This window comes from Pedobacter sp. NO84, from assembly GCF_059703915.1.
In genome coordinates this window covers 2,858,922-2,879,792 of the sequence record NZ_AP046575.1, presented here as the reverse complement: position 1 = coordinate 2,879,792, position 20,871 = coordinate 2,858,922, and the positions used below count along the sequence as shown (strand labels likewise).

19 protein-coding genes are annotated in these 20,871 nt (G+C 36.8%); 15 read left to right on the top strand and 4 right to left on the bottom strand.

Translation table 11 applies throughout. The annotated features are described in order from the left end of the window. Positions 1-26 precede the first annotated feature (26 nt). The 6 genes from gcvH (at position 27) to AC6H0V_RS12575 (ending at position 7,079) form a co-directional block, all read left to right on the top strand. Positions 27-407 (top strand): glycine cleavage system protein GcvH, encoded by a 381-nt coding sequence (gene gcvH, locus AC6H0V_RS12600; protein WP_497560539.1) that lies wholly within the window; start codon positions 27-29, stop codon positions 405-407. Then, positions 407-808, top strand: coding sequence for a VanZ family protein (locus AC6H0V_RS12595; RefSeq protein WP_497560538.1), 402 nt, complete (start codon positions 407-409; stop codon positions 806-808). The genes gcvH and AC6H0V_RS12595 overlap by 1 nt, the downstream gene beginning before the upstream one ends. 269 nt (positions 809-1,077) lie before the next feature. Next, the gene (locus AC6H0V_RS12590) at positions 1,078-3,867 is read left to right on the top strand and encodes an outer membrane beta-barrel protein (RefSeq protein WP_497560537.1); all 2,790 of its coding nucleotides are present in this window, start codon (positions 1,078-1,080) and stop codon (positions 3,865-3,867) included. A 174-nt stretch (positions 3,868-4,041) separates the two neighbouring features. Beyond that, positions 4,042-4,257: a FeoA family protein gene (locus tag AC6H0V_RS12585; RefSeq protein WP_497560536.1), complete on the top strand. Its 216-nt coding sequence runs from the start codon at positions 4,042-4,044 to the stop codon at positions 4,255-4,257. A gap of 1 nt (position 4,258) precedes the next feature. Next, a complete protein-coding gene (feoB, locus tag AC6H0V_RS12580) occupies positions 4,259-6,379 on the top strand; it encodes a ferrous iron transport protein B (RefSeq protein ID WP_497563380.1) in 2,121 nt (706 codons plus the stop codon). 100 nt (positions 6,380-6,479) lie between these two features. After that, the gene (locus AC6H0V_RS12575) at positions 6,480-7,079 is read left to right on the top strand and encodes a SprT-like domain-containing protein (protein ID WP_497560535.1); all 600 of its coding nucleotides are present in this window, start codon (positions 6,480-6,482) and stop codon (positions 7,077-7,079) included. A 70-nt stretch (positions 7,080-7,149) separates the two neighbouring features. On the opposite strand, the gene AC6H0V_RS12570 is transcribed toward AC6H0V_RS12575, so the two are convergent. Both AC6H0V_RS12570 and AC6H0V_RS12565 read right to left on the bottom strand, forming a co-directional pair. Continuing rightward, on the bottom strand, positions 7,150-7,962 hold the full coding sequence (locus AC6H0V_RS12570) for a hypothetical protein (protein WP_497560534.1): 813 nt from the start codon (positions 7,960-7,962) through the stop codon (positions 7,150-7,152). Between the two features lie 99 nt (positions 7,963-8,061). Continuing rightward, on the bottom strand, positions 8,062-8,355 hold the full coding sequence (locus AC6H0V_RS12565; protein WP_497560533.1) for a helix-turn-helix domain-containing protein: 294 nt from the start codon (positions 8,353-8,355) through the stop codon (positions 8,062-8,064). Positions 8,356-8,519: 164 nt separating this feature from the next. Here AC6H0V_RS12565 and AC6H0V_RS12560 point away from each other — a divergent pair, with 164 nt between their 5' ends. The 9 genes from AC6H0V_RS12560 (at position 8,520) to AC6H0V_RS12520 (ending at position 18,021) form a co-directional block, all read left to right on the top strand. Beyond that, complete coding sequence (locus tag AC6H0V_RS12560) at positions 8,520-10,103, top strand: thioredoxin domain-containing protein (RefSeq protein WP_497560532.1); 1,584 nt, start codon at positions 8,520-8,522, stop codon at positions 10,101-10,103. A 132-nt stretch (positions 10,104-10,235) separates the two neighbouring features. Then, the gene (locus AC6H0V_RS12555; protein ID WP_497560531.1) at positions 10,236-10,454 is read left to right on the top strand and encodes a hypothetical protein; all 219 of its coding nucleotides are present in this window, start codon (positions 10,236-10,238) and stop codon (positions 10,452-10,454) included. A 12-nt stretch (positions 10,455-10,466) separates the two neighbouring features. Next, on the top strand, positions 10,467-11,120 hold the full coding sequence (locus AC6H0V_RS12550; RefSeq protein ID WP_497560530.1) for a hypothetical protein: 654 nt from the start codon (positions 10,467-10,469) through the stop codon (positions 11,118-11,120). Between the two features lie 138 nt (positions 11,121-11,258). Continuing rightward, positions 11,259-11,474, top strand: coding sequence for a hypothetical protein (locus AC6H0V_RS12545; RefSeq protein ID WP_497560529.1), 216 nt, complete (start codon positions 11,259-11,261; stop codon positions 11,472-11,474). A 57-nt stretch (positions 11,475-11,531) separates the two neighbouring features. Beyond that, positions 11,532-12,185 carry a hypothetical protein gene (locus AC6H0V_RS12540; protein ID WP_497560528.1) on the top strand — a complete coding sequence of 218 codons (654 nt, stop codon included), beginning with the start codon at positions 11,532-11,534 and terminating at the stop codon, positions 12,183-12,185. A gap of 48 nt (positions 12,186-12,233) precedes the next feature. After that, complete coding sequence (locus AC6H0V_RS12535) at positions 12,234-13,373, top strand: TlpA family protein disulfide reductase (RefSeq protein WP_497560527.1); 1,140 nt, start codon at positions 12,234-12,236, stop codon at positions 13,371-13,373. A 62-nt stretch (positions 13,374-13,435) separates the two neighbouring features. Continuing rightward, the gene (locus tag AC6H0V_RS12530) at positions 13,436-15,622 is read left to right on the top strand and encodes a peptidase domain-containing ABC transporter (protein WP_497560526.1); all 2,187 of its coding nucleotides are present in this window, start codon (positions 13,436-13,438) and stop codon (positions 15,620-15,622) included. 469 nt (positions 15,623-16,091) lie between these two features. After that, positions 16,092-16,715 carry a hypothetical protein gene (locus AC6H0V_RS12525; protein WP_497560525.1) on the top strand — a complete coding sequence of 208 codons (624 nt, stop codon included), beginning with the start codon at positions 16,092-16,094 and terminating at the stop codon, positions 16,713-16,715. 16 nt (positions 16,716-16,731) lie between these two features. After that, positions 16,732-18,021, top strand: a complete 1,290-nt coding sequence (locus AC6H0V_RS12520) for a beta-barrel domain-containing protein (protein ID WP_497560524.1) — start codon at positions 16,732-16,734, stop codon at positions 18,019-18,021. A 6-nt stretch (positions 18,022-18,027) separates the two neighbouring features. Here the strand turns inward: AC6H0V_RS12520 and AC6H0V_RS12515 are convergent, their stop codons facing one another. Continuing rightward, positions 18,028-20,004: an alpha-ketoacid dehydrogenase subunit alpha/beta gene (locus tag AC6H0V_RS12515; RefSeq protein ID WP_497560523.1), complete on the bottom strand. Its 1,977-nt coding sequence runs from the start codon at positions 20,002-20,004 to the stop codon at positions 18,028-18,030. A 57-nt stretch (positions 20,005-20,061) separates the two neighbouring features. Continuing rightward, the gene (locus AC6H0V_RS12510) at positions 20,062-20,856 is read right to left on the bottom strand and encodes a Fic family protein (RefSeq protein WP_497560522.1); all 795 of its coding nucleotides are present in this window, start codon (positions 20,854-20,856) and stop codon (positions 20,062-20,064) included. Positions 20,857-20,871 lie beyond the last annotated feature (15 nt).

The window sequence follows — 20,871 nt, the reverse complement described above, 5'->3', positions numbered from 1 at the left end:
AGAATTTAACTTATAAAATTTAAAATATGAACTTTCCATCAGAACTAAAGTATACCAAAGACCACGAATGGATTAGCATTTCTGGAAACACTGCTGTTATTGGCATTACAGATTTCGCTCAGCGTGAACTAGGTGATATCGTGTACATCGAAATAGAGAGTGTGGGAACCGAAATAGCTAAGGAAGAAACTTTTGGAACAGTAGAAGCTGTGAAAACGGTATCTGATTTATTTATGCCACTATCTGGAACTATCCAAGAAATTAATAACGAGATTAATGACAATCCCGAATTGGTAAATTCTGATCCTTATGGTAAAGGATGGATGGTTAAGGTTACCATTGGCAATGAAGCTGAGTTGGAAGAATTACTAAGTGCTGAGGATTATAAAACCTTAGTTGGTGCTTAATGTTTGATTACAAAGCACTAAAGACGCAGAGGTGGTCTATTTTATGGGCGGTCTTTATTATAGTGCTTTGTAACATTGAACTTCCGGCAAGCAAAGGTGGTGGTTTTTTCTTTGAAGGATTTGATAAAATGGTCCATTTGGGTTTCTTTTATATCTTAACCATACTTTTGTTCTACGGTAAGATCAACTATCAACATAATTATAGTTTTAGGTCGCTTACTATTTTTAAAATTATAATTATCAATGCAATAATTGGAGGGGGGATTGAGCTGTTACAGTGGAAAATCTTCACTTATCGTTCGGCCGAGTGGTGGGACTTTGCATGCGATATGATTGGGGCATTGATGGGAGTGTTCAGCTACATATTATTACATCGGCTAAATTACAATGAAAAAGTATAAGTTGGTTTTCCTTTTATTAGTGGTACTACTGTTTAATTCATGTAGTTTGTTTAAGCCATCCTGTCATTGCCCAAAAATGCCACGTGCTTATTCGACATTCTAAATTTATTAAAAATCGCTTCTCCTTATCTAAATCTACATTTATCTAAACTCTGTAACGATAAAGTTAGTTGTATTTAAAATGTTACCCGCATTTTAACACTTCTTAACAAACTTTTGTGTCTTACGATAGTCTGATAGGTAACTTTACAAAATATTATAAAACAGAAATGAACAAGTTTTTACAAAAATCAATATTAATACTTTTCTTATTCGTAAGTTATTATGCGAGCGCACAAACCAACGGTACCGCAACTGGTAAGGTACTAAATGCAAAAGACAAATCACCAGTAGATTACGCTTCGGTTGCCATTAAGAAATTAAGCGATTCGAGCGTTGTTGGCGGAGCCAATACCACTGCAACAGGTAGTTTTACCATTTCTGGACTAGCGCCTGGAAAATATAAATTATACGTAGCTTTTATCGGTTTAAAAACCGTTACCAAAGATTTCGAGCTTACTGCAGCAAATCCGAGCATCAACTTTGGGAACCTACTATTGGAAAATACTGGTGTAGACCTTAAAACCGTAGAGGTTAAAGGCGAAATCCCACCGGTTGTGGTTAAAAAAGATACCTTAGAATTTAGTGCTGCTACTATCAAGGTAAAAGAAAACGCTGTAGTAGAAGACTTGGTAAAGAAATTGCCAGGTGTAGATGTTTCTAAAGACGGTACCATTACAACACAGGGAGAGACCATTAAAAAAGTTAGGGTTGATGGAAAAGACTTTATGGGCAATGATCCATTATTGGCAACCAGAAACCTGCCGGCTGATATGGTAGATAAGATCCAAATCATCGACGATATGTCTGAGCAATCAAAGTTCTCTGGCGTTGATGATGGAAATAGAGAGAAAATCCTAAATATCGTAACCAAAAATGGTGTTAAAAACAAGGGTTACTTTGGAAATAGTACGGTTGGATACGGTACTGATGATAGATACGATGTGAATCTAAATGTAAACAGATTTGATAAAGCCCAGCAGTTTTCATTAATAGGCCAATTTAATAACATTAACAAACAGAACTTTGGTGGTGGTATTGGTGGCGGTGGCGGCGGTGGCGGTGGTCGTGGAATAAACTTTAGCGGCGGCGGTGGTGCTAGTACTCCAGGTATCATTACTACGAATGCAATTGGTTTGAACTTTGCCGATACGTATGACGACCAGACAACGATCAACGGAAGTTATTTCTTTAATAAAACCTCTTTGTTTAACACTTCTACTACATTTACCCAAAACTTGTTGGGTAACACAACTACTACCAATTTAAATGATCTAGTAAGTACAACAGAACGTTTAAACCACAGGTTAAACTTTACGATCGATACCAAATTAGATTCAACCACCTCAATAAGAATACAACCAAATATCTCTTATACAGAGAACACAGGCAATAGCTTGAGTAATTATACAAGAGGGGTATTAACTACATCTACATTGGGTACACAGAATTATACCACTAAATCTGAAACCCCAAGTATTAACAACAGTATATTAATCCGTAAGAAGTTTCAACGTAGAGGTCGTACGCTATCGCTAAATATCAATACCAGCATTAACGATAGCGATGCAGACAACATCAATTACATTGCGGATAGAACAACGATTGGTACGGTTACTAACCAAAAGTTAACCAATCAATTAAATGACTATAATACCAACTCTTTAAGTAATACTTCAAGATTGGTGTATACAGAACCCCTGTCAAAAACACTAAGTATCGAATTTAACTATACCAATGGGTATAGCTTCGAGAATAAGGAACGTTTTGTATATAATTTTAATGCGGCAACCCAAAATTTTGATATCAAAGACAATACCTATTCTAATGTTTTTGAAAATACCACGTTAACCAATGCCCTTGGCTTTAGTTTCAATAAAACTGAAAAGAAATATACATGGAATGTAGGATTAGGCGTTCAAAATACGGATCGCGAAAACGTAAATACCAGTACAGGTGCAGTGTTTAATCAGAATTTTTATAACATTACCCCTTCTGCACAATTTAGATATACGTTTAGTAACACGAAAAGATTAAGGATCAATTATAACGGACGTACCACACAACCAAGTATAGATCAAATTCAGCCCATTCCTGACAATACCAATACGCAAACTGTAGTTTTGGGAAATCCATCATTGAGACCATCATTTACAAATAATTTAAGTATTTTCTATAATAACTTTGATTTTACCACATATAGAACGTTTTTTATTGGCGGAATAATTAATCAAACCTCTAATGATTTTGGCAGTAACCAAGTGTTGATTACAAACACAGCAGATGTAAACTACGGTAAAATTGCTACAAGTCCAGTTAATGTTGATGGTAACTTTAATGCCATTGTATTTAGTAATATTGGTCAGCCGATTATAAAAGGCAATAAATTAACACTTCAGATTGGATTAAATGGTAATTATGCAAAGAATACCAATATTTCTAATTCGATAGAGAATATTACAAAATCATTTGGTGTTACCAATAGCTATAAATTGGTTTCAAATTTAGATAAATTAGATCTGATTGCAGGAGTTTCAGGAAACTGGAGCCATGGAAGTTATACCACTGCTCCCACCACTAACTTCTATACACTTGCTCCAAATATTGACATCAGTTATTTGTTCCCTGGAAATATACGTTTACAAACAGATGTTACGTACAACCAAACCTACGGTAGGGGAGATGATTTCAACACGAAATATACCTTGGTTAATGGCTATATGAGCCGCCAGTTCTTTAAAAATAAAGGTACTTTTAAAGTATCTGTTAACGATTTATTCAATGAGAATACTGGTATCTCTCGTACAGCAGCAAACAACACCATTATTGATCAGAATTTTAATGTGCTGAAACGTTATTACATGTTCTCATTTACCTACTCATTAAACAATGTGGCAGGAAGAAGTGTACAAGGACAAGGACAAGGTCAAGGAGGCCAAAGAATGAGAATGGGCATGTAATCGCTCGGCTTTTGCCCCTTTAAAAAAGTCGTTGGTTTTAAACCAACGACTTTTTTTTTATAGTCATCGGATGATTTGAATCCTTACGCTAGTCATCAGATGATTTAATCATCCGATGACTAATCTTATTTGGATTTAATATAAATAAAGGGTAAATTGCACCAAATTTAAGAGATGAACCTATCACAATTAAATACAGGAGAACAAGGAACCATTGTTTCTTTTACAGATTTAGAAATGTCGGTAAAGCTGATGGAAATGGGCTGTTTACCTGGTGAGGTGGTAGAAGTTGAACGTTTTGCTCCCCTTGGCGATCCTATGGCTATCCGCGTTGCCGGATATCAACTGTGTTTGCGTAAAAGCGAAGCCGCAGTGATTATAATTCAATAGTATTTTGGCCGATATTAAAGTTGCATTAGTTGGTAATCCAAATACCGGAAAATCTACCCTCTTTAATCTTTTAACTGGGTTAAACCAAAAAATTGGGAACTTTCCAGGCATCACCGTCGATAAAAAAATTGGCTATACCAAACTATCGGATTCGCAGCAGGCTGAAATTATCGATCTTCCGGGAACCTATAGCCTATACCCTAAAAGCAAAGACGAAAGTATCGTTTTTCAGGTATTAGCAGATCAAAATAATTCAAGTCACCCCGATATAGTTGTTTTGGTTGCCGATGCTACTAATTTGCGCCGTAACCTGCTCTTGTATTCTCAAGTTGCTGATTTGGGGCTGCCCATGTTATTGGTGCTTAATATGACCGATTTGGCACGTAAGGAGGGGATCCACGTAAATGTAGATATTCTGGCAAAAAGACTGGGTGTTCAGGTTGTAGCCATGTCGGCCAGGAAAAACGATGGCCTAGAAACACTTAAAAAGGCGCTATCTCATACTACCTCCGTTACCACCCAGGTTAGTGGCATCGATGTAACGATATTTGCAGCAGAAGCCATAGCTGCAGTAAAAAAAAGACTGCTTACTAAAAACGACTATTTCGCTCTTCAGGTATTACATCAGCATCAACATCTTACTTTTTTAACACCGAAGGAACAAGAGGATATCGAATCGATTAAAAAACTTAATAATTTTGAATCGGCTAAAATACAAGGGGCAGAAACCATTGCACGATATCGTTATCTAAGTACTGTCTTAACTGATCTGATTTTTGATCTAGGTGCCGAAAAGAAGTTTAAGGTTACGGATAGGCTTGATAAAATACTAACCAATAGGTTTTGGGGATTTTTCATCTTCATTCTCATCCTTTTCTTTGTATTTAACGCCATTTTCTCTTGGTCGGCTTATCCAATGGAGCTTATCGAAAACAGTTTTGTTTGGCTTACCAGCTTTGGTCACGCGCACTTGCCGCCAGGGATCCTTACCAATCTATTGGTTGATGGAGTATTGGCAGGTTTAGGAGGAATCATTATTTTTATTCCCCAGATCGCCATTTTATTTGCCTTAATATCTATTTTAGAGGATACGGGTTACATGGCGCGGGTAACTTTTATGCTCGATAAGGTGATGCGAAAGTTTGGGCTAAGCGGGAAATCTGTAGTGCCGATGATAGGAGGAATTGCTTGTGCGGTTCCATCCATTATGAGTGCCCGAAATATCGAAAACTGGAAAGATAGGATTATTACCATTATGGTTACGCCATTGGTAAGCTGCTCGGCAAGATTACCCGTGTATACGCTGCTTATCTCTTTGGTGGTTCCCAATAAAATGATATTTGGATTTCTTAGCCTTCAGGGAATTACCTTAATGGCGATGTATGTTATTAGTATCATAGCCGCAATCTTAGTAGCCTTTGTGATGAAGTTTATTATTAAGGCCAAGGAAAAATCTTACTTTATAATGGAGCTTCCTGTTTATCGGATGCCGCGGTGGAGCAATGTACTTTACACCATGTACGAAAAATCTAAAACCTTTGTATTGGAGGCCGGTAAAGTGATCATCGCCATATCTATTGTTTTATGGGTGTTGGCAACTTATGGGCCAGGCGACAGGTTTGATAGCATTGAGAAAAAATATGAGTCCTTAGAATCTAGCGTTAAGGATAGTGTTAGCTTGGCCTCAATCGAAAGAGATAAAGCGGCCGAGAAGCTCGAAAATTCTTATGCAGGTATATTAGGACAAAGCATTGAGCCCGCCATCAAACCTTTGGGTTTTGATTGGAAAATCGGCATTGCTTTAATCACCTCGTTTGCTGCTAGAGAGGCCTTTGTAGGTACCATGTCAACCATCTATAGCGTAGATAGTGGAGATGAGCAAACTGCAACAATCCGCAATAAAATGAGAGATGCAAAAAATCCAGAAACCGGATTGCCCATATTTACCTTTGCTACATCACTTTCGCTCATGCTATTCTATGCTTTTGCTATGCAGTGCATGAGTACCGTTGCCGTAGTGTACAGGGAAACAAAATCATGGAAGTGGCCAATGATCCAATTGGTTTACATGACGGCCATGGCCTATGTGGCAAGTTTAATAGCCTATCAGTTCTTGAAATAAAACCTTAAATTTGTTTGGCGTTTGGCGCAAAGCGAAGTATGGTCCAACTCTGTATAATCATCAATCTGTGAAATCATTTAAATCGGTGTAATCATTATTAATGAATAAAATTGATGTTTTAGCGCAGTACATGCCCGAGCCTGCGGCTCCAATTATTGCTAAATGGATCGATTATTTCCAATGTGAATTTAAGATTTCCAAAAATAGGGCAACAAAACTGGGCGATTATCGGCATCCATTTAAAGGAAAAGGGCATAAAATTTCTGTAAACAACGACCTTAACCCGTACGCATTTTTGGTTACGACAGTACATGAGTTTGCTCATTTATTAACTTGGAACGATCATAAAAATAAAGCAAAGCCACATGGTTCTGAGTGGAAGTTCAATTTTAAACGAATGATGAATCCATTTTTCGAACTTCATGTATTTCCTCCAGAAATCTCTCAGATCATTATAAACTATTTAAACAACCCAGCAGCCTCAAGTTGCACAGACCTTACCTTAGCAAGGGCTTTAAAAAAATACGATACCCATTTATCTACTATTAGGATAGAGGAACTTCCCTTGCATACCGTTTTTACGCTAAAGGATGGCCGCAAATTTAAAAAAGGAGAACGCATTAGAAAACGTTATCGCTGCGAGTGTTTGGATAATGGAAATGTTTATTTGTTTAATCCTTTAGCGGAAGTGTTTGTTTGAGGCTTAGGCGTCTTGCGCTAAGCGCTTGCTTAACCTTAACGTCATAAGTTTATCTAATTGCGTCTAAACCTCAACGCTCGCCATCCGCCGATCGCCCTGCGCTTACCGCGGGTACATAAACCGCCTCATGATCTTTTACCACCCAATGGATGTTAAGCTTCTGGTTTTTGAAGTTAATGGGATCGTTTAAGAGACTATCAATAAATTGATCCTTATCATTCACTAAGATGCTGGCAATATAGCTGTTCTGGATCTTGCTTCGCAAGATGATATACCTCGAATCAGGATAGGTGGTGATGTTCTCAAATACCATGTCAAATTTGTCATTACCGTTTAAAACATCGTTTAACGAACTTACATTTTCCATTAAACTCTGATCTGGATTAGGGTTCTGACTTAAGGGAACATCAATATAGGGAAGCGCGTTGATAGAAGCCTGCGAAGATGCAGTTCTATTTTCTAATTTAAAGACGGTATTACTGCGCAAAAAAGTTCTTGTATTTTTAAAAACAGTTCCATCATCATTGGAAAGTTCAGTTTTTACATCCTCTAAAATAAGGCTATCGTTTCTGAAATAATATTTTTTTAAGCTTTTGCTGGTTGCACCATTGTAGGCATGCTCAACCATTATAACGGGGGTGCCGTTGCTGCTAAATTTTTCTACATAAAATGATAGATCGCCCAAGAGGTAAACCAGACTTGTTTGCTTCGAGAGCTTGCCTAAATTCTTATCTATGGAATCGGTATATCTAATAATTGTCTTAGCTGTAAGATCAGTAGCATATTGGTCCGTAATTTCCGACTGGGGATGGTCAGATTTTAGGTTACAACTCAGAAGTGTACAAAAAGCCCCCAATAAAACGAAATAATATACACTTTTCATGCTTCATCCATAAATTAGGTTTCTTATTTAGGATAAGGCTATTATCGTGCCAAGGCTCATAAAAATTTAAGGTGTTTGTCGTTCGAAAGGAGATTTATTTCAAGTATTAGCTCTATGCTGATATAACTCCCTTTCTTTTTGCTCTTGCATGCGGATAAATCTTTCAGCATCGTTTTTAGAGATAATTCTTTCCGCTTCTACACACCTGCCAATGTATTCAAAATCTAATCCATAGATGTTTGCTAAATTTTTTAATTGGTCAACACGGAGCACTATTTTATCTGTTTCCCATTTGGAATAGGTACTTCGTTCGATATTTAGCTTGTTGGCAATGCTTTGCTGAGTTACTCCCTTTAGGAGTCGGAGTTCTTTCAGGATGATTCCGAATTTCATAATAAGATGTTTAACAATAGGTTATATGAAATTAGCAATAATAATTTTCGAATCCAAATGTGCATATAAATCACAAAATGTGCGTATAAATCACAAAAAATTTGAAACGTAATCGTTTAAATTTAATTCTTCAAAATCTCTATAACAACCTATTAACGCCCGACATGTTTAAGCTCTCACTTTCAATCAAGCACAACATCATAGAGGTTACACGGCAATTAGTAAAGGAACTGAAAGTAAAGGTAACCTCCAGTACTATTCAAGAAAACCTAGAAGCACATCCCGACTTTCCCAGCTTATTGGCCATTAGTGATAGTTTAAATGAGTGGGGAGTTGATAATCAATCCTACAAAATAGATAAACAGGAGTTTAGTGCCGATGACCTCTTATTTCCATTTATAGCTCATTTACCTGAAGAAGGGGGCCGTTTTACTTTAGTAAAAACAATTGCTAATGATCGGGTAGAGGGAATAGATGAAAAAGGTAAATTAGATATTTCAACAGAAGAATTTTTAAGACGTTGGAGCGGCATTGCCCTGTATGCAACTCCTACCGAACATAGTGGCGAATCTGCTTATCGAAGTAATGCTTTCAAATCTTTTCTTCGATCACTTATTGCTCCAACAGCATTAATCTTGCTCTGTTGTATACTTTACTTCTTACTGGGTAAAAGCGTTATTACATCTGGATTAATGCTTTCGATACTACTTAAGTTAACAGGTATTGCCCTTAGTATATTATTATTAATGCAATCCTTAAATTCAAACAATCCTTTTATTAAAAATCTATGCGGCCTTACAGGTAAAAATGATTGTAATGCCATTTTAAAATCCCAGGCATCTCAAGTGACGTCCTGGTTGAGCTGGAGCGAGGTGGGATTCTTTTATTTTACCGGCTCATTTTTCTATCTTCTGTATAGTCCTTCTACAAACAATGTATTAGGATGGTTAAGTATAGCAGCACTGCCCTATATTGTTTATTCGATTGGATACCAGTATCGGGTTAAAAAATGGTGCATTTTATGCTGTACAGTACAAGCGGTACTTCTGCTCGAAGCTATTGTTTCAATTTCTTACCCATCCTTTGTAGCAATTGCCCTTAGCTATAGGGATAGTGTAATGCTAATTTGCTGTTTTCTCGCCCCTATTTTAATATGGGCATTTTTAAAGCCTTTTTTTATCGATGCTGGGCAACTTAAACCCCTTAAAGAGCAATTTAAGAAATTTAAGTACAATGCAGATTTATTTAATCAAGCATTAAAAAGTCAACCTAAATATTCAATTGGGGAGGAATTAGTACCCATCGTGCTTGGTAATCCCGAAGCGGAGACGATCATTACAATGGTTAGCAATCCCCTGTGTGGACCATGTGCCAAAGCACATGAAACTATAAATGCTTGGCTCAAAAAAAACAATGATATTCAAGTTAAATTAATTTTTGCCACTTCAGATGAGCAGAATGAACAGCGAACTAAGGTTGTAAGGCATCTAGCTGCTTTAAATGCATCAAGCAGCAATCAATCGGTAGAGAATGCATTAATCGATTGGTATAATTCTACAGATAAAAATTATGGCTCGTGGACTAGCAGACATCCCATATCAACTGAGGAGGATTTTAGCAAGGTAACGCAAGTACAGAAACAATGGTGCGAATTGGCGGAAATTACATTTACTCCTACATTTTTAGTGAATGGGTATAAACTTCCTGAACCTTACCGATTAGAAGACATTAAATATCTAATTAATTAAAATGGATAAAAAAAAGGGCTTTTTCGCTTGCAAACGTGCTGCCCTAACTAACGATCATGAACTTTTAAATACATACCAAGTAAACCTCCGTGAAGGTTACAGAAATTAATCTGAACAAAATAATTTTTAAACATGAAAAAAGTAAACTTACTCAGCAAGGCTGAAATGAAAAAAGTGATGGGTGGAGTTGTTGATGATGGAGGTGTTGGCGATCCAGGCGGGGGCGATCCATGCTATCATTGGTGGGTTGGAACAGGTGTGGTTTGTTATAATTGTTGTTTATATTTCTGGGGTGATGATCATCCAGAACCTTACCATTATGACAGGTGTGCTAGCCAGTGTGGTTATTAATATTTTCCTTTAATGAAAAAGTTCCTATTAATAGCCTTATTTCTGTTTCCTCTACATACATTCTCGCAATCCCTTATTTACAATATTCGAGGCCATATAAAAAATGTTGGGGATTGTAAATATGCATATCTAGTAAGTTCATCAAAACCGAGCTTTTTTCTAAAGGTACCCTTAATCGATAATAGTTTCGAATTTAGAGGAGAGCTCCAAATGGAAGGTTTGCCCATAAAGTATGCAGTAATTTTTATGGACAGTAGAGCTGATATAACATCTGAAGAGTACACTATTAAAGCGAAAACACGGGTATGGGAAATTGGTTTGGACGAGAAATTCAGAGGAATTATCCTTGAAGAAGTGACTTTTGAAGCAGATTCTGCCTCTGTATTAAAAAATGCTAAAATTACAGCGAATGGAATTTATAATTTACAGAGTGTCGAATTTTCTAGGGCAGTTAGGTCGAAATCTTTACCCGACTGCGTAAAAAAATTCAATGATTCTTACGTTACCTTGGAATATCTGCAAGACCTGATTCGAGTATATCAATTACCAGATAGCAACTCAACTAGCGCATTCGGAGATATTAAACAAATGTATATTAGCCTTTCCGATCGTCTAAAAAGAACACCACAAGGAATAAAGCTTAAACAACAAATAGATTTATTATAATATAAGAGTGGGTATCTCAATCCCTTAACATACCATCTCTCCATATGCAAATAACTATCATGCAGTTTTAAAATACATGACGCTAAATAAACCTTCGTTAAGGTTTATAGAATTGACCTAAAACTTAATTTTTTACACATGAAAAAAGTAAATTTACTCAGCAAAGCTGAAATGAGAAAAGTAATGGGCGGAAATACGCCTGGCGGTGGCGGTGGTGGCCAATGCGATGGACCTTGGTTATCTGGGCCATCTAACGTTTGTTACATGTGCTGTTTGGATTTTGTGAGCGATGGTCCGGATGATGAATTAGAAAATTCTGATTATGATTTCTGTGGCCGAACTTGTCATTTTTAACATGTCAATATTTAAGTAGGCATTTTTATGTCTACTTCATATATTCTTAAAAACTTTATGAAAAAGTTCATATTGATAGCACTATTTCTATCGCCATTATTTACATCCGCTCAATCCATTAGCTATCACATTAGCGGTTATATAAAGAATGTAGGAGAAAGTAAGTATGCTTATCTGGTAAATAGTTCTAAGTCTGGTTTTTTTTTAAAGGTACCCTTGATCAACAATAAATTTGAATTTAGGGGAGAAACGTTAATGGAGGAGTTACCTATAAAACACGCCTTTCTTTTCATGGACAATGGAACTGATATTACAGTAGATGAGTATAGGGCTAAAACGAAAACTAGGGTTTGGGAACCAGGTTTGGACTATCGATTCCGCGACGTCATTCTCGAAGAGGTTACTTTTGAAGCAGATTCTGCATCATCATTAAAAAAAGCTAAAATTACAGATAAGGGAATTTATAATTTACAGTATGTTGCATTTTCTAAGGCAATAAAAGAGACAACCATCCCCGAGTGGGTAAAAAAATACAATGATTCTAATTTAACAATAGTATCTCTATTGAATTTATTTCGGTTTTATCAACTTCCTAATAGTAACTCGCCCATTGTATTCGGAGATATCAAACAAATGTTCAACAGTCTTTCTGTTCGTTTAAAAGAATCTCCTGCAGGACTAAAACTTAAACAAAAAATTGATTTATTATAAAAGTAAGACTGGTACTTTACCACCTTCTTTAAGGCTTAAACAGATTCTATGAAAATTATTTTTATCAAATATGTCTTTTTCCTGAGCTGTTTCATCCTTTCATTGATCACAAGGGCAGGCGCTTACGAAACCAGGTCAACCATCACATTTCATAATCATTATAATAAAAACATAGGAGTTGAAATTAAGCTTTTCGATCTAAATGGAGAAATAAAACGGACTAATGAATATCGTATTTCTTTAAAGACATATCAGATCTCAATAGCACAAGTTGAGCCATTTAAAGCAGAAATCATGGTTTATCAAGATAAAACGGCACATCGATTTAGCTATTGGATATATAACGATCGGATAGACTTATATGTAGATTCTACAACCACTTCTTTAAAGATAGGTCAAAGCATTACGGGCCAAGGTTTTGCCGAGATCGACCAACAAATAGTCAAATTGGATAAGATTACCAATAACCTAGTTAAGGGAATTCCCTATAAAGACTATCCGGGCGAAAACTTTACGAAAAGAATTGATTTTATTAAAGATTCCATAGCTGTAAACATAGATCAGGCATATAAAGACTATTTCGAGCAAAACCCCAATACTTTTAATGGTTTATACGCTTTTTTGCAATATGCTTATAGACCATTGGATAGGACAAGAATAAATCATGATCCTTTTCAAATCGATAGTCTGCTTAACCGAAGTTTCGGTAAGCTGGAAAGTGAGAGTATTGTTCAAATGAAAAAGGTAATTAGCCGGAGTAAAAACCTGGTGCCCGGTAAGGCATTCCCGCCTTTAATATTTGCCGATTCTACTGGAAAAAATATCCCTGTAACGGGCTTCAAAGGTAAGGTAGTTTTGATAGACCTTTGGGCAACTTGGTGCGGATACTGCAGGCTTGAACATCCTCATCTTATTAAAATCTATAATAAATATAAGGCTGAAAATTTTCAAATCATTGGCGTAAGTGTAGACGAACTGAAGGTAAAGTATCTGTGGCAAGAGGCAATTGTTGCGGATAAAATAGACATATGGCCACAATATCTTGCAAATTATAATGAATTAAAAGAGAAACTTAACTTACGGGCAATACCAGCAAATTTTATTTTAGACAGCAATGGAAAAATTATTGAAAAAAATCTAATGGAAAAAAATTTAGACGCTAAATTGAAAGAATTATTTGGTTATTGATTTAGCTTCTGAGGCATGAAAAACGAATTCTATTAAACATCTAATACTAATTATATTTCAATTTGAGCACTTTCCCCTTTTATAGACAACCAGACCAAATGGATTGTGGGCCTACTTGCCTCCGAATGGTAGCCAAACACTATGGCAAGAATTTTAGTTTACAACGTCTAAGAGACATCAGTGGCATTAATCGCGAAGGGGTGTCATTATTAGGCATTAGTGAAGCTGCGGAAAAAATTGGATTTAGGACAATCGGTAGTAAACTCACCCTAGAGCAATTGAAAGAAACTGATCTTCCTAGTATTCTTCATTGGAACCAGAACCATTTTGTGGTAATATATAAAATAAAAAAGGGAAAATATTATATTGCTAATCCGGCCAGTGGGCTAATGGAATATAATGAAGCTGAATTTTTGAGTAAATGGTTAAGCGTAAATGATAATGGGCACAGTAACGGAATTGTGCTATTGCTTTCACCTACGCCAGCGCTCTACAATCAGGAGGGAGATTTAGATCAAAATCTAAACTTTGGTTATCTTCTGCGCTATTTGTACCGCTACAAACAATTGGTAATGCAGTTATTTGTAGGATTGGGGGTGGGAAGTTTGTTGCAATTGATCGTTCCCTTTCTAACCCAGTCTATCGTAGACATAGGGATCAACACCCGTAACCTTAATTTTATCTATATCATCCTGATCGCACAAACCATGTTGTTTTTAGGGCGGATGAGCGTAGATTTTATACGATCGTGGATCTTATTGCATATCAGTACACGAATAAACATTTCTATCCTTACCGATTTCCTGATCAAGCTGATGAAATTGCCCATGAGTTTCTTCGATACGAAAATGACCGGGGATATTATGCAGCGGATGAACGATCAAAAAAGAATAGAGACTTTTTTAACGGGCTCTACGTTGAATGTGATTTTTTCAATGTTTAACCTTATAATTTTCACTGCAGTGCTCGCTTACTATAATGTAAATATATTTTTCATTTTTTTGGTGAGCTCAGTACTCTATTCGTTATGGGTTATAGCATTCTTAAAAAAACGAAGAGTATTGGATTTTAAGCGGTTCGATATTTCTTCTAAAAATCAGAGCAGTATCGTTCAGTTAATTGGTGGCATGCAGGAGATTAAGCTTAATAACTGCGAGCAGCAGAAACGGTGGGAGTGGGAGCGCCTGCAGGCTGGGCTGTTCAAATATAGTATAAAAAGCCTCTCATTAGGGCAAATCCAACAAGCAGGAGCGTTTTTTATCAATGAAGGAAAAAACATTGTAATAACGTTTCTGGTAGCTAAGTCTGTAATAGACGGACAATTAACCTTAGGTGGGATGATGGCCATTCAGTATATCATCGGTCAAATAAATAGCCCGATAGAACAGTTGCTCGGTTTTATTCAGCAATTGCAGGATGCAAAAATCAGTCTGGAGCGACTCAATGAAATCAATGTAATGGAAGACGAAGAACCCGCCGATAAAACCTTCTTGAAAGAATTGCCTAGACAAAGAAGCATTGTACTCAATAACATCAATTTTACTTACCCAGGTGCAGGAAATGAACCTGTTTTGAAAGGTATAAACTTAGTTATCCCTGAAGGAAAAACTACCGCTATTGTTGGTATGAGCGGAAGCGGGAAAACCACAATATTGAAATTACTACTTCGTTTTTATACACCCCAAAAAGGTGAAATTAGGGTAGGAGGTATAAACATAGATCAAATTGGCTATCGCTATTGGCGCGGAAAATGTGGAATCGTAATGCAGGATGGCTTTATTTTTTCAGATAGTATAGCAAAGAACATTGCGGTGGCCGATGAATATCCTGATTTGGTGAAGCTCGAACATGCCATAAAAGTTGCCAACATAACAGATTTGATTGAGACCCTTCCTTTAGGGTTAAATACCCGAATTGGCGCCGAAGGAAATGGCATTAGTCAGGGTCAAAAACAACGCATATTAATTGCCAGAGCAGTTTATAAAGATCCAGAATATATCTTTTTTGACGAAGCCACAAATGCGCTTGATGCAAATAATGAAAGCATCATCATCCAAAACCTCGCCGATTTTTTTAAGGGGAAAACGGTAGTTGTAGTAGCCCACCGATTAAGTACGGTAAAGCATGCAGATAACATTGTGGTGTTGGAGCATGGAATGATTATCGAGCAGGGCACTCATGCTGAGCTAACAAAAACTAAAGGAGAATATTATAAGCTTGTTAAAAATCAATTGGAACTTGGAGCTTAGTGAGGCCAGGTTTGAACAACACAATGGTAGCAGTGCCATTTAAAAACTGCCGCTTATATTGCCGGGCGCAAATGGCATTTACCTAAACCAAAATAATATGAAAAAGTTAAGTAGAAAAGACATGAGTGAGGTTAAAGGAGGCAACTGGGTACTACTCGGATGCCAAGTTCACTGTGTATGGGATGGCTCTAGTCCAGTCTATTTGGGGGATTTTTGGACAATCGTTGAGGATTGTGAGACCGCACCTCAATTTGCCTGTTGGGCTAATGGATATCGGCCAGCTATGCAGTCCTGTCACTGTACGAACGGAACTATCGACTAATTGAAAACTAACGTCTGCTTTTTAATGGGCAGGCGTTATTAAATAAATAAAAATGCCAACTACACCAGACTATAATAGCACTGCAAACTCGGCCAGATGAGTTATTTGGTCTGTTGTTAACTAATATTTTTTAACCAATAAAAATCGATGAAGTTTAAAATTTTTCTAGGTATAACATTCATTTATTTGGTCATGCAATTCACTAAAACACATGCTCAATCGCCTACCGCGAGAATTGATGGTTTTTTGGTTGCATCGCCTTATAACTATGCCTATCTATTTCTGCCGGATAGAAGTATCACTATTAAAAAACCTATTGTAAACAAAAAGTTTAGTTTTCTAGTAAATAAAGAAAAGGAATTTGAGACTGCTATTCTTTATTTCGGTTCAGATTCTGCTCGAACATACGCAGATATTATAGAGAAGCGAAATGAGGGATTATCTGAATCACTAATTATTGCTTTAGACGATTCGGTTCTGGTTAATGTAAGCGAAGTGGTAAAAGATTCACAATTAATCGGTGGGGATAATAATAAAGCCATAAGCGCGATGAATGAAGCTATTAAAACAGGCAATTATAAAGCTTTTTTCGAAGAGCATGGTCAATCTCCTGTTGCTCTGATGCTGTTAGGTATAGTTATTAAAGTGGAAAAAAGAATTGGCCTTAAAGCGCCGTTAGATTATGAGAAAATTTATAAGAACCTACCCGAGGATCTTCAAAATTCAAAAAAAGGGAAGGAAATAAGAGAAATGTTAAAGGATAAAAATTAGTGTACTCAAATAATATATGCCAATACAACAAGAACAAATTTACGATAACAGCGAAGAAGTAAACGAGATTATTACGGCGGTACCCTCATGGATCTTACGTCGCGGCATTATGCTGATTTTTTTGGTTTTGCTTTCCATCATTTTATTGTCGGCCTTTATTAGATACCCCGATATCGTGAAAACTTCTTTAAAAGTTAACTCGCTCAATTCTCCCAAAGGTGTTATCGCCCATCAATCTGGCAAATTGGTAAGGATTTTAGTAAAGGATAACCAACAGGTTATTAACAAACAACCACTGGCTTTTTTAGAGAGTACGGCAAACCACGAAGATGTTATTAAATTAGCGGCTAACCTAAAAAAACTAGAACAGCAATTAACTACTGCACAGCTAATCAAAGAAAGCAGTTTAAGTAATGGACTAAATCTTGGAGAGCTGCAAGGGAATTATCAGGCTTTTTACCAAGAGTACCTGTCGTTTATCAATACCCAAAATGGAGGCTTTTATCTTAAACAAAAAGCATATTTACAACGGGATTTGTTAGAAATAAATAAATTACAAAACCAGATTAACCAACAACAAAAAATACAGCAACAAGAGTACGCAAATGCTGAAGAAGAATATGAGGCCTATAAAAAATTAAGAAGTAAAGGAGTAATTTCTAATAGCGAGTTTAAGCAACAAGAGAATAAATACTTGTCGAGCAAATATCCTTTACAACAAACGGCAACTGCGCTATTGAATAATAACAGTAGTTATTTAGCGAAGCAAAAGGAAATAGTTACGTTAGAAAATACAATAAAAGAACAGCAGTCGAAATTTATACAGGCCTTAAACAGTATGATCAACGACACTGAAGGTTGGTTGCTCAAATATGTGGTTTTTTCGCCCATAGCTGGAAAAGTAGGGTATGCTGGTATTTTGCAGGAAAACCAAAATGTAACCCTAAACCAAGAGTTGTTCATTATTAACCCCGGCAACACTGATTTCTTTGGGGAGGTACAGATCCCGCAATACAATATGGGTAAGGTAAGTCTTGGACAACGTACTTTAATTAAGCTCCGCAGCTATCCCTTTGAGGAATATGGAGTTATCAATGGTAAAGTCAGCTATATTACAGACGCACCTTTAAAAGATAGCGTGTTTATCGCAAAAATAGATTTTGGAAAGTTTGAAGTAAAGGATCCAGAGCATCAAATCGTTTTAAAGCCAGGGATGATGGCAGATGCAGAAATCATAACTCGAGAAAGCTCCCTGCTTCAACGCTTTTTAAGGAATATGACCAAGATGTTAAATAGTGGAGGATAGCTAGAATTAGTAGGAAAGAATTTTCTCTACCATTTGACCAAACCTATTTTTTGGTAAAAAATTATCTTCCAACACTTTGCTCATCGGTATAGCCGTATCCAAGCTTGCGCAGCGCATTACAGGAGCATCCAAATCTTCAAAGCAATGTTCTGCCAACCAAGCGGCTAACTCTGCGCCAAAACCACTTCCGAGGGTATCCTCATGTAAAATGATGACACGCCCAGTTGCTTTAACTGCAGCTGCTACTGTTTCCTTATCCCAGGGTTGGAGACTTACCAAGTCTACTAATGTTGCCGATAACTCGGGATGTTGTGCCAAATATTCCAATGCCCAATGTACTCCTAAACCATAGGTGATGATGGTAAACTGATTTCCCTGTTTTAACACATTCGCCTTACCGATTTCAAGGGTGTAATACCCATCGGGTACCATGCCAGTTAAACTACGATAAAGGTATTTATGTTCAAAATAGATCACCGGATTTGGATCTTCAATTGCAGCTATTAATAATCCTTTTGCATCATAGGGAAATGCGGGATAAACAATTTTTAAACCTGGGGTTTTGGTAAACCAAGCTTCATTGCTTTGTGAATGGAAGGGCCCTGCACCCGTTCCTGCTCCTGTAGGCATTCTTACTACCACATCGGCTTTTTCGCCCCAACGGTAATGTGTTTTGGCCAAGTTATTAACGATTTGATTAAATCCGCAGGTAACAAAATCGGCAAACTGCATTTCTACAACTGCTTTGTATCCATTTATTGAAAGCCCAAGACTGGCACCAACAATAGCTGATTCGCAAATTGGCGTATTGCGAACCCTATTTTTTCCAAAAGCAGCAACAAAACCATCTGTAATTTTAAAAGCACCTCCATATTCGGCAATATCCTGACCCATGATCACCAAGTTATCATAACGTTGCATGCCTTCTTTTAAGCCATCACTAATGGCATCAAGATAGCGTTTTTCTGTTTGTGCCGCACCTGCCTTGGTTTCCCGATAGTGAAAAGGGGCATACATATCGTCTACCTCAGTAAGGGTTTTAGCTATGGGTTCAGGTTCGTTAAACGCTTCTTCAACCTCACTCTCAATGCTTGATTTAAAATTACGTTTGATGGTGGCAATCAATTCTTCGTCCAGCACTTTTTGGGCAACAAGGTAATCTTCAAAATTTTTAACAGGATCTTTTTTCGCCCACTCATCCATTAATTCTTGGGGCACATATTTTGTGCCTGATGCCTCTTCGTGTCCACGCATCCTGAAAGTAAGGCACTCTATTAATACTGGTCTTGGTTTTTCTCGTATTGATGAAGCAATTTTATCAATTGTATCATAAACTGCTAGAATATTATTTCCATCTATTTGTACTCCTTCAATACCATAGCCAATAGCTTTATCCACTAAATCTTTGCACTTAAATTGCTCGCTAATGGGAGTGGAAAGCCCATATCCGTTATTTTCTATTAGAAAAATTACTGGTAAATTCCATACTGCTGCTACATTAACCGCTTCATGAAAATCGCCTTCGCTTGTAGCGCCTTCACCAGTAAAAACCAAGGTGGCCTGTTGTTTATTTGCAATTACATCAGCGAGGGCAATACCATCGGCTAAAGCCATTTGTGGACCTAAATGAGAGATCATTCCGATAATCTTATGCTCTTGTGTTCCGAAATGAAAGGAACGGTCCCTACCTTTTGTAAATCCAGAAATTTTTCCCTGCCATTGCGCCATTAATTTCTTTAATCGGACGCCTCTACTGGTAAAAACACCCAGATTGCGGTGCATAGGGAGAATATATTCATCGCTCTGCATGGCCAATGTACTCCCAACAGCGATTGCTTCCTGACCGATACCAGAAAACCATTTGCCGATTCGTCCCTGGCGAAGGAGAATTAGCATTTTTTCTTCTACCATTCGAGGATAAAGGAGCATTTTGTAAATTCTTAAAAGTTCAGCGTCGTCTTTATCTTTTCTATCGAATTGCATTTAAACTAGGATTATAGGATTACAGGATTTAGAATATAATTATCGTAGGGCAATGGATTAGGTGTTCAAACTTTCATCGGTTAACGATTGAGGGAGCATCAAAAGAAAAGGCATGGCATTGGAATAATCTAACTCAGTATATTCTAGACCTAGCAATCTCAAATTATGATAATAAGTTTGATGTTGTTTATAATAGTTTTTTTCACTTTGTATAAACCAAGCCTTTTCGCCTAAATGTTGAGCTAGAAACCACTTTTCAATTAATCTTGCACTTCTTCCATTTCCATCATTCCAAGGATGGATCTTCACAAAAACCAGATGTATCATTGCCGCAAAGTATAAAACTTCTTCTAGAGTTAATTGGGTATGAAGTAATACATGAATATCTCTGTAAAAGGAATCAATTTCTTTTTGGAGGTCATAAGGTGAAATCGCAACATATTCTATTCGACCATCTGGAGTAGAAACATACATATTGTGGGTGCGTAGTTTTCCTTGCTGGGGAAGGGCTAGAATGTGTTTGCTCAATAATTGATGGGCCGTTTCAATATTTATCTGGTTAAGGGTATTGGTTTTAGCAAATTCATAGGCATTATATAGGTCATCAATTTTTTTAGTATAATCTGATAAAAATTCTATACCAAATTTTTTATGCTTAATATAACTGTCCAGTTCTATTTCTTCGCCCTCTATTTTACTACTGAATACAGAGGAAACTGATGTATAAAAACTGAAAGTGGTAGAACTAATTTCTGCATCGACCAAAGCGTCAAAATGTTGGCTTAGATTGTTAGGCAAATCTTTTTTATAACTCTCAAGCAAATTTGTATACAATAGTTCTAACTTTATCATAACTGATTTTTAGTT

Excerpts from the sequence above, each read along its gene's own strand:
- AC6H0V_RS12565 (WP_497560533.1), bottom strand. The coding sequence starts at position 8,355 with ATGAAATTCGGAATCATCCTGAAAGAACTCCGACTCCTAAAGGGAGTA.
- AC6H0V_RS12570 (WP_497560534.1), bottom strand. The coding sequence starts at position 7,962 with ATGAAAAGTGTATATTATTTCGTTTTATTGGGGGCTTTTTGTACACTT.
- AC6H0V_RS12535 (WP_497560527.1), top strand. The coding sequence starts at position 12,234 with ATGAAAATTATTTTTATCAAATATGTCTTTTTCCTGAGCTGTTTCATC.
- AC6H0V_RS12590 (WP_497560537.1), top strand. The coding sequence starts at position 1,078 with ATGAACAAGTTTTTACAAAAATCAATATTAATACTTTTCTTATTCGTA.
- AC6H0V_RS12585 (WP_497560536.1), top strand. The coding sequence starts at position 4,042 with ATGAACCTATCACAATTAAATACAGGAGAACAAGGAACCATTGTTTCT.
- gcvH (WP_497560539.1), top strand. The coding sequence starts at position 27 with ATGAACTTTCCATCAGAACTAAAGTATACCAAAGACCACGAATGGATT.
- AC6H0V_RS12550 (WP_497560530.1), top strand. The coding sequence starts at position 10,467 with ATGAAAAAGTTCCTATTAATAGCCTTATTTCTGTTTCCTCTACATACA.
- AC6H0V_RS12540 (WP_497560528.1), top strand. The coding sequence starts at position 11,532 with ATGAAAAAGTTCATATTGATAGCACTATTTCTATCGCCATTATTTACA.
- AC6H0V_RS12510 (WP_497560522.1), bottom strand. The coding sequence starts at position 20,856 with ATGATAAAGTTAGAACTATTGTATACAAATTTGCTTGAGAGTTATAAA.
- AC6H0V_RS12575 (WP_497560535.1), top strand. The coding sequence starts at position 6,480 with ATGAATAAAATTGATGTTTTAGCGCAGTACATGCCCGAGCCTGCGGCT.
- AC6H0V_RS12520 (WP_497560524.1), top strand. The coding sequence starts at position 16,732 with ATGCCAATACAACAAGAACAAATTTACGATAACAGCGAAGAAGTAAAC.
- AC6H0V_RS12545 (WP_497560529.1), top strand. The coding sequence starts at position 11,259 with ATGAAAAAAGTAAATTTACTCAGCAAAGCTGAAATGAGAAAAGTAATG.
- AC6H0V_RS12595 (WP_497560538.1), top strand. The coding sequence starts at position 407 with ATGTTTGATTACAAAGCACTAAAGACGCAGAGGTGGTCTATTTTATGG.
- AC6H0V_RS12515 (WP_497560523.1), bottom strand. The coding sequence starts at position 20,004 with ATGCAATTCGATAGAAAAGATAAAGACGACGCTGAACTTTTAAGAATT.
- AC6H0V_RS12560 (WP_497560532.1), top strand. The coding sequence starts at position 8,520 with ATGTTTAAGCTCTCACTTTCAATCAAGCACAACATCATAGAGGTTACA.
- AC6H0V_RS12555 (WP_497560531.1), top strand. The coding sequence starts at position 10,236 with ATGAAAAAAGTAAACTTACTCAGCAAGGCTGAAATGAAAAAAGTGATG.
- AC6H0V_RS12525 (WP_497560525.1), top strand. The coding sequence starts at position 16,092 with ATGAAGTTTAAAATTTTTCTAGGTATAACATTCATTTATTTGGTCATG.